Source organism: Pseudomonas jilinensis (assembly GCF_003586265.1).
Classification (GTDB): Bacteria; Pseudomonadota; Gammaproteobacteria; order Pseudomonadales; family Pseudomonadaceae; genus Halopseudomonas; species Halopseudomonas phragmitis.
This window is the reverse complement of the sequence record NZ_QJSA01000025.1, coordinates 1-14,153: the sequence shown is the minus strand read 5'-3', so window position 1 is coordinate 14,153 and position 14,153 is coordinate 1. Positions and strand designations below refer to the sequence as shown.

General features: G+C 56.0%; 7 protein-coding genes. 2 read left to right on the top strand and 5 right to left on the bottom strand.

The annotated features are described in order from the left end of the window. Positions 1-16 precede the first annotated feature (16 nt). Both C2846_RS18150 and C2846_RS18145 read left to right on the top strand, forming a co-directional pair. Positions 17-5,167: a DUF1998 domain-containing protein gene (locus C2846_RS18150; RefSeq protein ID WP_119702157.1), complete on the top strand. Its 5,151-nt coding sequence runs from the start codon at positions 17-19 to the stop codon at positions 5,165-5,167. Between the two features lies 1 nt (position 5,168). Beyond that, positions 5,169-7,286, top strand: a complete 2,118-nt coding sequence (locus C2846_RS18145; protein ID WP_119702156.1) for a UvrD-helicase domain-containing protein — start codon at positions 5,169-5,171, stop codon at positions 7,284-7,286. Positions 7,287-7,340: 54 nt separating this feature from the next. On the opposite strand, the gene C2846_RS18140 is transcribed toward C2846_RS18145, so the two are convergent. From C2846_RS18140 to C2846_RS18115, 5 genes are all read right to left on the bottom strand, one after another. Next, positions 7,341-8,444, bottom strand: coding sequence for a YcjF family protein (locus C2846_RS18140; RefSeq protein WP_119702155.1), 1,104 nt, complete (start codon positions 8,442-8,444; stop codon positions 7,341-7,343). A gap of 432 nt (positions 8,445-8,876) precedes the next feature. Then, a complete protein-coding gene (locus tag C2846_RS18130) occupies positions 8,877-9,626 on the bottom strand; it encodes a hypothetical protein (RefSeq protein ID WP_119702153.1) in 750 nt (249 codons plus the stop codon). After that, positions 9,601-10,179: a hypothetical protein gene (locus tag C2846_RS18125; protein WP_240638231.1), complete on the bottom strand. Its 579-nt coding sequence runs from the start codon at positions 10,177-10,179 to the stop codon at positions 9,601-9,603. Before C2846_RS18125 ends, C2846_RS18130 begins: the two co-directional genes overlap by 26 nt. Positions 10,180-10,329: 150 nt before the next feature. Continuing rightward, positions 10,330-10,980, bottom strand: a complete 651-nt coding sequence (locus C2846_RS18120; protein WP_240638230.1) for a hypothetical protein — start codon at positions 10,978-10,980, stop codon at positions 10,330-10,332. A 641-nt stretch (positions 10,981-11,621) separates the two neighbouring features. Continuing rightward, positions 11,622-11,909 (bottom strand): type II toxin-antitoxin system TacA family antitoxin, encoded by a 288-nt coding sequence (locus C2846_RS18115; RefSeq protein WP_119702152.1) that lies wholly within the window; start codon positions 11,907-11,909, stop codon positions 11,622-11,624. Positions 11,910-14,153: the final 2,244 nt, after the last annotated feature.

The window sequence follows — 14,153 nt, the reverse complement described above, 5'->3', positions numbered from 1 at the left end:
CCGATTTTACGGGGAGGTGACACTGTGGTCACGCGAGCTTCGGCGGATTGTCGGCACCCTGCGCGAGCCGGGTCGGCACTCGCTGGATGACCAGGATGGTGGATCTGCGCCCGAGCTGCCGCCACTGCTGGCTTTCGGGGATGACAAACCGCCCAAAGATCAGCAGTTGGTTCGTCTGCCGCTTGTGCAATGCCGCGAATGCCACGGCACGGCCTGGTTGACCCGCATGGAGCTGAGCCATGTAACCGACCAGATGCTGGAAACCGAGTTGCAGAGCATCTACAGCGCTTTTTTCAGCAACCAGCCGGAAACCTCATTGCTGCTGCCATGGCAGCAGGGCGCCGCGATCTCGCCTGCCGGTATGCGGCTGGATAATTTCCGCGTTTGTCGTGAATGCGGGCACACCGCAGCGGTGGATTTCGGCGGATCATGCAAGGGCTGTCAGGCCGGTAATGAAGCCCTGATTCGCGTGAGCAAGCCGCATCAGCTTAAGGATGTCAGCTGGGACAATGTCAATCGCGTGGTGCACGAGCCGGATTGCCCCTATTGTTCTGCACGCTCGGCACTGGTGGTGTTTGGTGCGCGGGCTGCCAGCCTGAGTGCGGTTGCCATTCACCAGATGTTCAGCAGCCGTGATAACGATGATCGCAAGTTGCTGACCTTCAGCGACTCGGTTCAGGATGCCACTCACCGCGCTGGTTTTTTTGCGGCGCGTACCTGGCATAACAACGTACGCATGGCCCTGACCCAGTTGTTGGAAAGCCAGCCAGCAGCGGTCCCGCTGGTTGATCTGCCAGCACGTTTTGAGGCTTTCTGGTTGCAGCATGGCGAGCACCAGGGCCGTCTTGCGCTGCCGAAATACCTGCGTGAGTTCATGCCGCCGGATAAACGATTCAGTGCCGATTTTGAGCACTTTGAGACCACCGGTGAGGTACGCAATGCACCACGCCTGCTCAGACTGATCCGTGACCGGATGCTGTGGCAGGCGTTGGAGGATCTGGGCTGGCGGGCGCAGGTCGGGCGCTCGCTGAACCGCTTGGGCGTGGCGGCACTGGATTGGCCGACAACGCCGGTGGAGCAGGCCGCTGCAGCCTGGCGCAGCCAGGTGGACAACACCTTGGGTTACCGGATAGACGGGGAAGCAGCCGAGGGGCTGATGCTCGGATTGATGCAGCACATGCTGTATCTGGGGGCGTTCGGCCTGAAGGATCTGGCCCACTATCGGGAAAAGTCCGGCAAGGCCTACTTGCTCAGCTTTCTGGATTACGCACCAGCTCTGGGCCCGGCGTCGCCAAGGCCGCGTTATCCGGCTACCGCCAAGGCGGAAGGCTATGAACCGCTCAGCCACACCAATGCCGCCCGATCCTGGTACGAAAACTGGCTGAGCTGTTTGAATCCCGGTGCTCTGGTGGACCGCAAACAGCAGGAGCAGGTGCTGGTAGCGGCGCTGGATGCGCTGACGGCTGAGGGGCTGCTGCAGGCTGAAAGCAACGAGAAAGGTGTCAGACTGTGGGCGCTGAATCCCGAGGTGCTGTCCATTGTGACCGATGTGCAGGCGCTGGAGTGCAGTGGTTATCGCCCGCTGCATGTGCCGGCAGCACAGGCCCGGCGCTGGTTGGGGCTGCCAATGGTGAGTGCTGCTGGGCCTGAACTGTTGTATGAAAACGTGGTGCCGGTACGTCATTCGCTCTATCGCAATCTGTACCGTCACGGCGAGATTCACCGGGTAATTGCCCATGAGCATACCGGACTGCTGGCAGCCAGTGAGCGGGCGCGGGTCGAGCATAGCTTTATCAAGGGGGGCAAGCCTTGGGAATACAACCTGCTGTCGGCGACGCCAACCCTTGAGATGGGTATTGATATTGGCGACCTGTCCAGTGTGCTGCTTTGCTCGGTGCCACCGGCACAGGCCAATTATCTGCAGCGGGTCGGCCGGGGTGGCCGCCGGGACGGCAACTCATTCGTGCTTACCGTGGCCAATGGTCGCCCGCATGATCTGGTGTTCTATGCCGACCCGGCACGCATGCTGGATACCCCGGTCGAGCCACCGGCCGTATTCCTCAAAGCGCGGCATGTGCTGCGCCGGCAGTTGCTGGCCTACAGCATGGATTGCTGGACCCGCTGGGCGAAGGGTGACAATCAGGTGCCGCATACCATGCAGCCGGTGCTGGATGCGGTGGAAAAGGCTCAGGAAGATCGTTTCCCCTATACCCTGCTGAACTTTCTCAAGCACAACATGCAGGCCATCTGGGATGGCTTCAGCAGTCATGTGGCAACCGAGCTGGCGGGCGAGGACCTGGAACTGCTGCGTCAATATCTGTTCGGCGGGCCGCAGTTCGATGAAGAACGCCTTGAGCTCTATCTGCTCGGACGACTCAAGTTGGTGGCAGATGAACGCAACCGTATGGCTGAGACCATCAAGACGTTGGACAAGCAACTGGACAAGCTGCGTAAGCAACCGCTGGATGAGCATACCCAGGCTGAGATTCGAGAACTGGAGCGTGAGGCGGCGGGCTATCGTAGTTTGCGCATTCGGCTGAACCAGCGCGAGACGCTGAACTTCTTTACCGATGAGGGGCTGCTGCCCAACTACGCCTTCCCTGAGGAGGGCGCTACCCTGCACTCGGTGATTTTTCGCTCAGACAAGGCCGTGGGCGTCGATGGTGCTGAGCAGGAGTTCATCAAGCGCGAATATGAATACCAGCGCCCGGCCCAGGCGGCATTGACCGAGTTGGCACCGGAGTCGGTGTTCTACGCGGGCAACCGCAAGGTCAAGATCAGCCGGGTGGAAACTGCCAAGGGGCGCAATATTCAGGATTGGCGCTTTTGTCCGCGCTGCCATTATTCTGCGCCTGCCGATGACCCGACGGCGGGCTTCAATGACAAGACTTGCCCACGCTGTCATACCAATCAGTGGGGAGATGCCAGCGCTCGCAGCAAAATGTTGAAGATGACCCAGGTCTATGCTTTCACCAATGCTAAGGATGCGTTGCTGGATGACCGCTCGGACGACCGTGAGCCGGTGTTCTTCAACAAGCAGATGCTGATCGATTTCAAACCATCGGATGTGCACATCACCTGGGTGCTGGATGACAAGGACAAGCCCTTTGGCTTTGAATTCATTCGTGCTGCACGTTTCCTGGAGGTGAACTTCGGCCGTCGCGATGGCGACGACATGTTCTTCGATGTCGCCGGCGAGCATATCCAGCGGGCCGGTTTCCCGATCTGTCGTGAGTGTGGCTCGGTTCAGGAGAAGGCTGCCGTCAACGGTAAGAAAGAGCCTGCCCACCTGAAGTCCTGCAGTTATATCCGTGGTCCGAAAAAGCTGGCGAACGGGCATGAGGATAACGGCCTGGAGAACTGTCTGTATCTGTACCGGCAATTTTCATCCGAGGCGCTGCGTATTCTGTTGCCCAGATTGTCTACTGGCGGTACTGCAGAGCAGGTGAACTCCTTTGTGGCGGCGTTGCAGTTAGGTCTCAAGCGGCGCTTCGGCGGCAAGGTGGATCACCTGCGGGTTGCCTATCAAAGCGAGCCGGTGGGCGAAACAGATGAGCGCCGGCACTTTATCGTGCTGTATGACTCGGTGCCGGGTGGTACCGGTTACCTGCATGAATTGCTCAGTCGGGCGGAAAACATGCAGTCGGTTTTCCGCATGGCCTATGACGTCATGGCGGCCTGTGACTGCTATGGCAACAGCATGGATGGCTGTTATCGATGCCTGCTGGAGTATCGCAATGCCTATGGCATGGACAGCACCAGCAAGGCCTTGGCGCTGGAAATGCTCAAGGACATTGTCGAGGGCGATCAGCAGTGGGTGCAGGGTTCACAAAACCTCAGCGCGCTGGGGGGGAATCCGTGGATCGAGAGTGAACTTGAGGCGCGCTTCCCTGAGGCGCTGGCCCGCTGCTCCGGGACCGAGTGCGTAGGTCAGCGCAAGGTGCGAGTGGGCAAGGACATCATCCGGGGCAAGAGCGGTTTCCGCCTGACCATTGGTGATCTGGCCTATGAGATAGAGCCTCAGGTCAATCTGGGCAAGGCTGATGGTGTGCAGTTCGCCAGCAAGCCTGATTTTGTGCTCTGGCCTGTGCAGCGTAGCGTGATGCCGGTGGCGATTTTCCTCGATGGCTACCGCTTCCATGCGGACAAGGCCAGCGAGGACCTGCTCAAACGTCAGGCGTTGATGCGCGCCGGGTTTGTGGTCTGGACACTGAGCTGGTACGACATCAATAAAATTCTTGGTGACAAGGCCACCGACGTGCCGCTGCCGCTCGGCATGCTGTCGTCAGAGCAGCATCATCAGGCGATCGCCGCACTGGCCAGACAGGCCGGCGTGGCCAATACCGCAAGCCACCTGAATAAAAGCAGTTTCGAACTGCTGATGCATTGTCTGGCGGAGCAGGATATCGCCACGTTGCGTGAGCAAGCGTTGTTTTATCTGCTGCAATGCCTGCCGGCCCGAGCACTGGCGGACCCGGCGGTCAAGGCAACAGCCCTGGAGAGCCTGAATGGCTTGCCCGCCAGCTTTACCGACCAGTTGCCGACCCCTGTGGTGCTGGCTGGATCGGTTGTTCTGACTGACGAGCAGGCGGCAGCGTCGATAAGCCTGAGTTTGCTGGCCGGCGAAGCACTGCTGAAAACCTTTGACCTGAACCAGGCGCTGGTGTCAGCAAGCTACCACTTGCAAAAGGGCAGTGAAGAGCAGGCACGCTATCAGTGGCAGCGCTTCTGGTCGGCGGTGAATTTCCTGCAGTTCCTGCCGCTGTTCTATGCCTGGACACCGGAGTCGAAACTCAGCGGGATTGCCGCCGGTCTGATCTGGCCTGCCAGCAGCTCTGCTGATCCAAGCGAACATGCGCAGGCGTTGCCGGGTTCGCAACCGACCTGGTTTGACCAATTGGATGAGAGCCTGCGTGCTGCTCTGGCTGCGCAGGAAGTTAACTGGCCGACGCAGGTGCAGGTGGCTGAAGAAATAACCGCCGGTGAACTGGATGAGGTGGTTGGCGAGGCGGAATTACTGTTTGTTGACGCCCGTATTGCCCTGTTGCTGGATGACGTTGCAGATCAGGTTGCCGCCAGGCCCTGGTTGGAAGCGCAGGGTTGGCGCATTTGCTCCAGCGTTGAGGCGTTGGTGACCGCGTTGAACGAATCGGAATCAGGAGCCTGAGATGGCCAGTGTAGCGTTCTCTGAAAAGTATTTTGAAAGCCTGTTGAAGTTGACCCCGAACGAGCAGAGTCAGGCCAACAAGGCGGTCATGTTGTTCCAGCAGGACCCGCAGCATGGTGGGCTGCATTACGAGAAGCTGACGGCGTTCAGGGACAGTAAATTGCGCTCGATTCGCGCCAATCAAGATGTACGAATCATTCTGGCGGCGGCCGAGAAGCAGGATCTGTATCTGATGCTGTATGTCGATCACCATGAGGCAGCCTATAAATGGGCGGAAAAGCGCAAGATTGAGATCAACCCGAATACCGGTAGCCTGCAAGTCTTTACTGTCGAGGAAAGCACCGCGTCGCAAGAGTCGCAGACGCCGGCCATGGCAGCACAACCGGGCCTGTTTGATAGCCTGCGCGACCGGCAATTGCTGCAGTTGGGGGTACCCGAGGCAGCCTTGCCGCTGGTGCGCAGCATGAAGACTGAGGCGGATCTGGATGCGGCTTTGAGCAATGAGCAGATTCCCCGGGATGTGCATGACGGCTTGTTCATGCTGATGGCCGGCGCCAGCTTCGAGGAGGCCTGGAGCGAGGTGCTGCCGAGCGTGCCGGAGTCAGTCGACACCGATGACTTCACGGCTGCCTTGACCCGTCCGGAGTCCCGTGCGCTGTTCACTGTGGCGGAGAACGAACAGGAATTGCAGGAGGTGCTTAACCAGTCGATTGAAAAGTGGCGGGTGTTCCTGCACCCCGCCCAGCGCCGGCTGGCCGAGGGCCACAAGAATGGGGCGGTCAGGGTGTTGGGTGGTGCGGGCACGGGGAAAACCGTGGTGGCCATGCACCGGGCAAAGTGGCTGGCCAATCACCTCGCGGCGGATGCCGGCCGGATTCTGTTCACCACCTTTACCAAGAACCTGGCGGCAGATATTCAGCAGAACCTAAACAAGATCTGCAGCCAGGAGGCATTGGGCCGCATTGAGGTGCAGAATCTGGATGCTTGGGTAATGAATTTCCTCAAGCAGCAGGGCTATGACTATGGCCTGTTGCTGGATAGTGGCGTTGAGAAAAAGCTCTGGGAGCAGGCCTATTCGGAGAAGCCCGCTGATATCGATCTGGGCATGGCGTTTTTTCAGGAGGAATGGTCCAGGGTTGTTCAGCCGCAGTCGGTACGCTCGGTGGAGGACTACAAAAAAGCATCTCGTCTTGGCCGCGGTACCCGGTTGAACCGCGAACAACGGGTGGCAATCTGGCCAGTCTTCGAGCGTTATCGTCATCTGTTGGCGAGCAATTACCTGAAGGAAACCGATGACGCTTACCGTGATGCGCGGCAGTTGATTGAGCACAGACCGGAGTTGCGCCCTGATCTGGCTGCGGTGATTGTCGATGAGGCGCAGGACATGGGCACTCAGGCGTTCATGCTGATTCGCGCACTGGTGCCGCCGGGCGCCGATGACCTGTTCATTGTCGGTGATGGGCATCAGCGGATTTATGGCAAGAACAAGGTGGTATTGGGGCATTGTGGCATCGATATCCGTGGCCGCAGTGCGCGTCTGAAAATCAATTATCGCACCACCGATGAAACACGAAAGATGGCGGTCAGCATCCTGGAAGGGGTTCTGGTGGATGACTTGGATGGCGGGGAAGACAGCCAGCAGTTCTACCATTCCCTGATGCACGGCCCGGCGCCGGAAGTGCGCTGCTTTGATTCCATGGACCAGCAGGCACAGGCAATTCTTCAGTCTATTGCTGATCAAGGGTTTGCCCCTGAGGCCTGCTGTGTTATCGCGCGTACTCGTCGTGAGGTCGGTGAACTCAAGGCCGCACTGGAAGCCCGGCAGCAGTCGTGTCACCTGCTGGATGGGCGTAGTGCCAGCACGCCAGCGGGCACCCTGAATCTGGCGACCATGCACCGGGTCAAGGGGCTGGAGTTCGATGCCGTGTTCCTTGCTTCGGCCAACCAGGGGCTGGTGCCGCTGGACTTCTTGCTGGACTCCGCTGCAGATGCGGTCACGCGCCGTCAACGCGAGAACGAGGAGCGTGCGCTGGTATATGTCAGTCTGACGCGGGCCCGCAAGCACGCCTATGTGTTTGCTTCAGGAGTGATGAGTCACTGGTTTGAGCCGGGGCCTTGAGTCAGTAGTTGCTCGGGCTGCCCCCTGGCCAAGGCCGGGGGGCAGTCATTGCGGTCAAAACGGCATTTTCTTTTTCATTTCACTTTTGATCAGTTCAATGTCCAGTTCGGCACCGGGATTATCTTCAATAAACGCCGTGAGAACCTTGATGTAGGTGTTTCCCAGCGTCTTGGTCAGCCCTACCGCCGTTGTGGCGGCAATGGTGCCACCAACCGCCGAGCCGGCGCCGGGAAACAGCTTCAACACCCCGGTAACCAGCGCCCGGCCAATCAGAGTCGCGGCACTGGCGCCCAGCGTGGACGTCACCAGCGTGGTCAGGGTGGCTGATTTCAGCTCCATGCCGAAGGTAACGCCGATCTTGGCCAGCATGCTGACCTGAATGGGTACAAGGGCCACAGCGTCGGCAAAGGGAATAGGCGTTGCGGCAACGGCTCCTGCGGCCGCCGCTGCGATATTGACCTCACGGTTGGCCTGATCGATTTTGAGTTTTGTGGCGGCTGCGTGCCTTGAGTTCAGGGCGTTGGCGTAGGCCCGCTGTTTGGCCTCGGGCAAAAGCTTTGCGGTATTGATGATCAGGTCATCAATGCCGCGGGGTTTGAGAATGATCTGATCGCCATCCTCATCCAGTAGCTCTTCCATCGCACGTACGGAAACCACGGCACTGGCCATGGACAGAATCTGTCCTACCTCACTGCGAAAACCGTTGTCTGCCCTGGATTTGGTAATGGCAACAATCACCGGAATCTGTTTTTCGGCGAACATCCGACAGAGCTCGATTTCAGCCTGTTCGACACGCCGGCCGTCCTCATGAATACAGAGCCAGGCAACGTGAATGTGCTTGTCGGCGTCATGGTGGTGCGTGCGCTCATCAATGATGCTGGCAAGCTGGTCGATGATTTCCTGATAATCCTTCAGTTCAAGGCCTTTGGTATCCAGGATGCATACAGGATGCCCGTCCTTGCTGATCTCTTCGGTTTTTTGCGTAACCGGCTTTCCGGAGCCGGTTCTGGCCAGTTCGCCACGGAAGATACTGTTGATCAGGGTGCTTTTACCGACGCCGGTTTTGCCGGCAACGATGATGTTGATTTTTCCCGCATCCTGGATTGCGTCATGGACGCTTTGCCAGGCGGTGTTGTTGTCAGTGACCATGTTCGTCATGATGTTACTCCCGATCTATAAGGCTCAACGGAAACGCGGCATAAGCTTTGCCAGTGTTGCCTCTAAGGTTGTTGCAGGCCTTGCCGTAAGCGGTTTCTGACAGCGGGGACACTCAACAAAGATGTCTTTGCCAAAGGTCAGACAGTCGCTGCGAGGAACTACGGTGCGCTTCCAGTTACAGGCCGAGCATTGGTATGTCATGGGGGCTGGTGGTATTGGCATTGGATTTCCTTGCCTTGGATGACTCTGACACTATGGCATAGGGTGCGACAAATTTTGTCGTAGCGTGTGGGGCTGAAGCAAACCAAGTACACATGGATGGGCTATCAAAGCTGGCGAACACAAGACCGTGGCAGCAAAGGTGGGAGTTATCGGTTGGTCTGTTTGTGTATGTAATGCCCTTCTGTTCTCATACTAGAGAGACCGGCTGCCTTATGCGTTGTCACTGACTGTGCCAAGCGTTTTAGCTGGGTAGTGGTGCTGACGTGTACTCAAGTGTCGCAAATTTGCGTCCACGTAAAAATTATCTATGTCGCTTTCCAGCGTCAGTCGGTCAGGCTGATTGGCATCAATCTCCAGGCGCAGGTTGCTGGCGTCATCCTGCAGCAGATGCAGAGGTATTTTTTCCTGCAGATGCTCTGCCCAATAGCCATCAGTGCACAGGTGTAAGCTGGCCCCCTGCGGAAGATCAAACTGGCAGACTCCAGGTTTTGAAAAGCGGCGTGCATTGAGGCTACGAGTCAGCCGGTGGCGTTCAGCTTGATCTATTACCCAGCCTTGGCCTGGCAAGGTATGCGGTTTAACAAGCCAGCGCATATGGTCATGCAGTGCAACGGCTGCAATGCAGTCGCCGGTATGCAGTAAGACCCCGGTTCGCTGCTGTGCATTGAGCATGACCAGGCAGTAGCTGCCAATCTCAAGCAGATATTGGTCGCGCAACTGGCGCTGTGCTTCCCTGAGGATTGCGCAGGCCTGCTGTGGTTGAACCGGGCCAGCTGTAACGCTCAGGAACTGGATCACTTGCTGTGCCCAGTGATTGGCGAACTCTCCTGGTCGTGTTCCATGGTGCTCGGCCGCATCTACAATGATGGCGCATACCTGATAGTCCTTCAGCGCTAGCGCGCCGGCATCACAATTGCCCTGACGTTGCCGGCCTTTACGGCTCAACCAGTGCGCCTGCATCAGTTGAGTCCGGTGATCTGAGTGATGATTTTATGCAAGCGACGCTCTCTGGCGGGGTCACCTCCGGCAGCAGCTTGAAGTGCATGGCTGTAGAACGCGTTTTATGCACCTTGGTCAGCTCTTCAGCTATATAGTGGCGTTCATCATCGCCAGCCTGGCGTATTTCATCAAACAGCTCGGCGCGCCCATCAATAAGATTGAGGATGTCTTCCATGTCACGGCTGCCAAGAGCGTCACCTTTGCCGCGGCCTTTCCAGGCTTCCAGTTTCGTGGTCATGAAACACACAGGTGTTACTAGTCGAATGCTGAGCTGCTCTGTCAGTGCGTAAGATTGCGCAGTCTCCACCGCACGTTTATACCAACGGTTGCTGAAGCCTAGAATCCTTTCGTCGTCAGGCATGAAGTCTACGCGCAGGCCCCGCAGCTCCATGGCGCAAATTGGCATCTCCTCCTGGTCTTCCAAGTCAGTGCAATCCTTGAATCCCTGGCCTCGTAGCTGTTCCTGAAGCTGATGGAAGCCGGCGTACCCCATCACGCTGACAATCAGATACATCGTCGGTACTGCGCACTTGTTCTCTGGTGAACTCGTCGGTAAGCAATAATCCAGTGGTGCAGCCCCCGACAAAAGTAACCTGTTGCACTAGCTCAGGGCCCAGAGCTTTTACAACCTCAATCAACATATGCTTTTGCAGGGTGATGGTGTTCACAGCGCGAGTTCCTTCCGAAGCAGTTCAGCAGCTAGCTTGCTTTCCCGTGGCCTACCAATCCGAACCGCGTCAGTCAGCGCCAGTAGTGCGTACATCTGGGGATGGTTACGTGCGGCGAGAGTGGCTGTAGCAAACAATGGCGAGATGCTCTGACCCATGGCATTGCCCCACGCATCCGGCCAAACCAAAAGGGTATCTCCTGCGCTAAGCAGTTTGCCTTGCAATACCGGCGCGCCAAAGCTTGTGGAGATGCCGCGGGTTAGTGCTCCAGGTTGAGCAGGGAAAACATACCGTAGTCCGTGAACAATGAATTCGTATAGGGCTTTTTTGTTGACCAGTGGTATCTCGGTTTCAGGGTCCTTGCTGGCCAGGTTAACCGCATAGCAGCGCTTGAGTGCAAGACTGATCTGACTCTTGCTGATACCGGTTTGCTGCTCCAGGGCCCGTGCCGTGAAGCGTGAAAGGTGCTGCTCTTTATCGATGACGCCACCAATCATACTGTTATTGGGTTGGTCACTCCAACCCTTCCAGTCCCCTGGCCAGGGAGAGTCTCGCGGGTCATGGTTGTCATTGAGTTGCTGATGCAGGCAATGAAGGTACAGCAGTAGGCCGATGTCTTGACTTTTCATTTTTTGCGCGATCCGCATGTCCCGCGTCCTAGGACGAAGGACAAGGATTTCAGAGATCTGAGGCTTTTTCAATATCAAGGCAGTGTGCGTCGTCCTGATTACCGCGGAATTCGTGATCGTTCGTCGGATTAGCATGCTAATTGGCTAGGGGGATCGATAGATCTCGGCGGGGAGGGCTTTACGCGGGTTGTAGCAGATCTGAAAGAAGCAGTGCCGTCTGTCGCCTGACAGCAATACAGATCCATCAAAAATGGCTCGGGGTGAGCTACCTTCGGCTGGGATGTATGGGGAGCAGATATCCTCCTACAAAACAGCCGGAAGGCTTGCCAAATAAGGGAGGGCAGCAGCTTGCGTGACCTCTTTCCCACATTTATCCCCACACATAGATTTTTGGCCGCAGAGTGAGGATTAATCGAGGTTTTGCTTATACACGGAGGTCGTATGCAATGACACGAATCTCAAGGTGCACAACCTAGCTATCTGCTTCTGTTTTGCACAGGACTATGGAAGAACAGCAAGAAAAATATTCTTTGAGGGGCACGACAAGCCGATAGAGCGCTTTAGGCGTCTGAATGGGCGGCGCCTCCACGGGATCGGGCACACCTCCATTCCTGCGAAAAAACTGTCGCTAGCCGTTGGCTCCGCTGCTTGATTGGAAATCAGCTCCAGCGGTGTGGTCTAGTGAGAAGTTTGGAAAGCTTTTCATCTCTGGACGGGTCCGGCGAGTTCAGTGACTGCTCGAAGGCATCGAAGTCAGTCTCAGACAGTGTGAATATTCGTCGGTCCAAGAGTGTATCTGTGGCCTTCTCAATGGCTACCGCAAGAATAAATTCTTCACGGCTCAAACCCAGCAGCCTTGCTGCATGCTCAATAGCAGCAAGAGTCTTGGCCTCCACGTCCATCTCCAAGGTAACCAAATGCTCGGATTTTGAGTTGTTGGGGATCATTATTCATGCTCCTCGGTAAACATTGGATGTATTGCCAGGCTGCAGACAGGAATGCGTAGATTATAGCTGCGAAAATAGGATTGGCTTTAGAGTGGTCTGGCAGATAGTAAAATGTCCAGCCTAAGCTACAGGGCTTCCTCTTGGAAGAGGGTTGCTTGGGCAACCCCTATATAGATCAATGAGTTACAGATTCCTCGCAACTGGTATTTGCTGTAAGGACTTTGATTGTCCAGAGCTAATGAAGGCAGGGCTTAAAGGGGGGGGAGGGGGTTGCCCGAGCAACCCTATATAAATCAATTGGTTACGATTGTCTGGCCAGCAGCTGCAAGCTCATACAGCAGCAAACAGCCGTTGGTGCCAGAGGGCTACATCGCTACTCTGAACCAGGCCGAAATCCTCCATGAGAGCAAATACCTCCAAGGCGAACTCTGAGGCCTCTATGTCCGAGGTAAAAACCTCAGATATCACCACCAAACTCCTCACGGTAAATATGCCAGCGCCTCTGAACGCGAGGGTCGCCCGAGCTCCAGGCGGCGATACAGGAGTGATCTCAAGCGGAGAGAGACGTGATATTCCCTTGGCGAATCGAAGCCTNGCAGCAATAGGGGGGGGGGCGGACTCTCCATAGGCCGGTCTCCGACAGAAAAGATATTCTTGAATGTGGCGGTCGTCTGCAAATCCCAAGTGGCCAAGCAGTCACTGTCGGCGGTAGCGGCGTCTTGATATCATTCCGACCGACCAAATGATTTTCAACCTTTGCACCGAGGGATATGCCGGTACTAGCCAACTGTAAAACCTACAGGCCTTCGCCAGAGCCTGTTTGCTGGGTTTTCGAGGTGATGGCAATGCCTGGGGTGGGCTGGGGCGCTAATGCGCCGTGTAGAGGCTCTCAGGCGGCCTGTGCGGATGCCTCATCCTGGCCAAATAACAACCATTCAGCGTTAAGGCAGAATATAGAAACTTTGTCGATGGTTATCCACAATTCAACACACAGCCTCTATGGAATACTCTGCGCAATGAGTTGAAACTACCCGAAGCTAAATCTCGGCCTGGGTTTGAGTATTGTCGTGCTTCAGATACAGCGCTGGCCATAGGCAGCGAAATAATACCAACTACATGCAAACAACAAACCCTGAAATACCAAGTAAGCGCCAGGAATCACGCGGAAGTTTTCTCTCACAAGATCGACGAGGCATCATAACAGCACTTCAGATCGAAGTTTTACGCACATTCTGTCGAAGGCTGACCACATCCCGATTGACAACTCACTTCAATTCGCTCCACAGGTGAGCAGTGTGATAGGAGTGGGGCACGAAACAAGATTAGCCTTTTGGCATGCATGGCGGGCTTACAAAAGGCACAATGAATGGATCGTCGAGCGGCGCAGCAGCAAAATCAACTCACGCATGCGCGACCGGTGATACTCCGTGGCATTAAAAAGCGTCGTGCTCACTCTCTATAATTTGGAGCTGAAAGGTTATGCGCTTTATCGACGAGTAAGCAACCGGGTAGCCATGGCAATACGATGCTAACTCATCAGACCAGTCTTCACTGGTATACCATTTCGCTCTGTTCAAACACGAAATTCCTATTACGGTACTTATTGCAGTGCAGGATCACATGCAAGTCATCCATCGACACATCCTCGATTTCTCCCCTGTCGAGAAAAACGCCGACTAATTAAAAACCTTTATCTCGATTGTCAATTGGGTGTAGGAGTTTTCCAAGGGTAACGCCGCTCACACGGCTATGAACTTCACCATTCGGTATGATTGGAGGGAAATAATCTCTGTTACTTTTTCTTGAGATTCATCCGCATCTTCTAGCTTGTCCTAAAATTGGTCATCCCGTTTAGCTTTAAGCTCGCTGGTCTTCGCTAGGGAAAAATTAATGTTCCGTACTGTAAGGAGCGTTTCGTTGAGTCGCTCGAAAATGGATAGCGCCAGCACGTATATCGCCACAGAGATAATTGCAGCGGCCAGCGGGTATGCATAAAGCTCAATGTAGGGGGGCAGGAACTTTATCCTTCCGAGTGTCTCGCAATGCCGGAGGCTCAACCCAAAGCCAACACATTTTCTGCGAGCCAAGGGAGCACGGTTTGCCCACGTTGCCGTCCAGGTTCGAGTAATGGCGCCTACGCGACCCAGAATGAGGGGGCGGGAGAAGGAGTTACCTCTGAATACCTTACTATATCAGAGGCGGGGGTGGCTCTGAATAGCAAGTTGAATCGCCCCGGGTTTCATG

Excerpts from the sequence above, each read along its gene's own strand:
- C2846_RS18145 (WP_119702156.1), top strand. The coding sequence starts at position 5,169 with ATGGCCAGTGTAGCGTTCTCTGAAAAGTATTTTGAAAGCCTGTTGAAG.
- C2846_RS18140 (WP_119702155.1), bottom strand. The coding sequence starts at position 8,444 with ATGACGAACATGGTCACTGACAACAACACCGCCTGGCAAAGCGTCCAT.
- C2846_RS18130 (WP_119702153.1), bottom strand. The coding sequence starts at position 9,626 with ATGCAGGCGCACTGGTTGAGCCGTAAAGGCCGGCAACGTCAGGGCAAT.
- C2846_RS18125 (WP_240638231.1), bottom strand. The coding sequence starts at position 10,179 with ATGTATCTGATTGTCAGCGTGATGGGGTACGCCGGCTTCCATCAGCTT.
- C2846_RS18120 (WP_240638230.1), bottom strand. The coding sequence starts at position 10,980 with ATGCGGATCGCGCAAAAAATGAAAAGTCAAGACATCGGCCTACTGCTG.
- C2846_RS18115 (WP_119702152.1), bottom strand. The coding sequence starts at position 11,909 with ATGATCCCCAACAACTCAAAATCCGAGCATTTGGTTACCTTGGAGATG.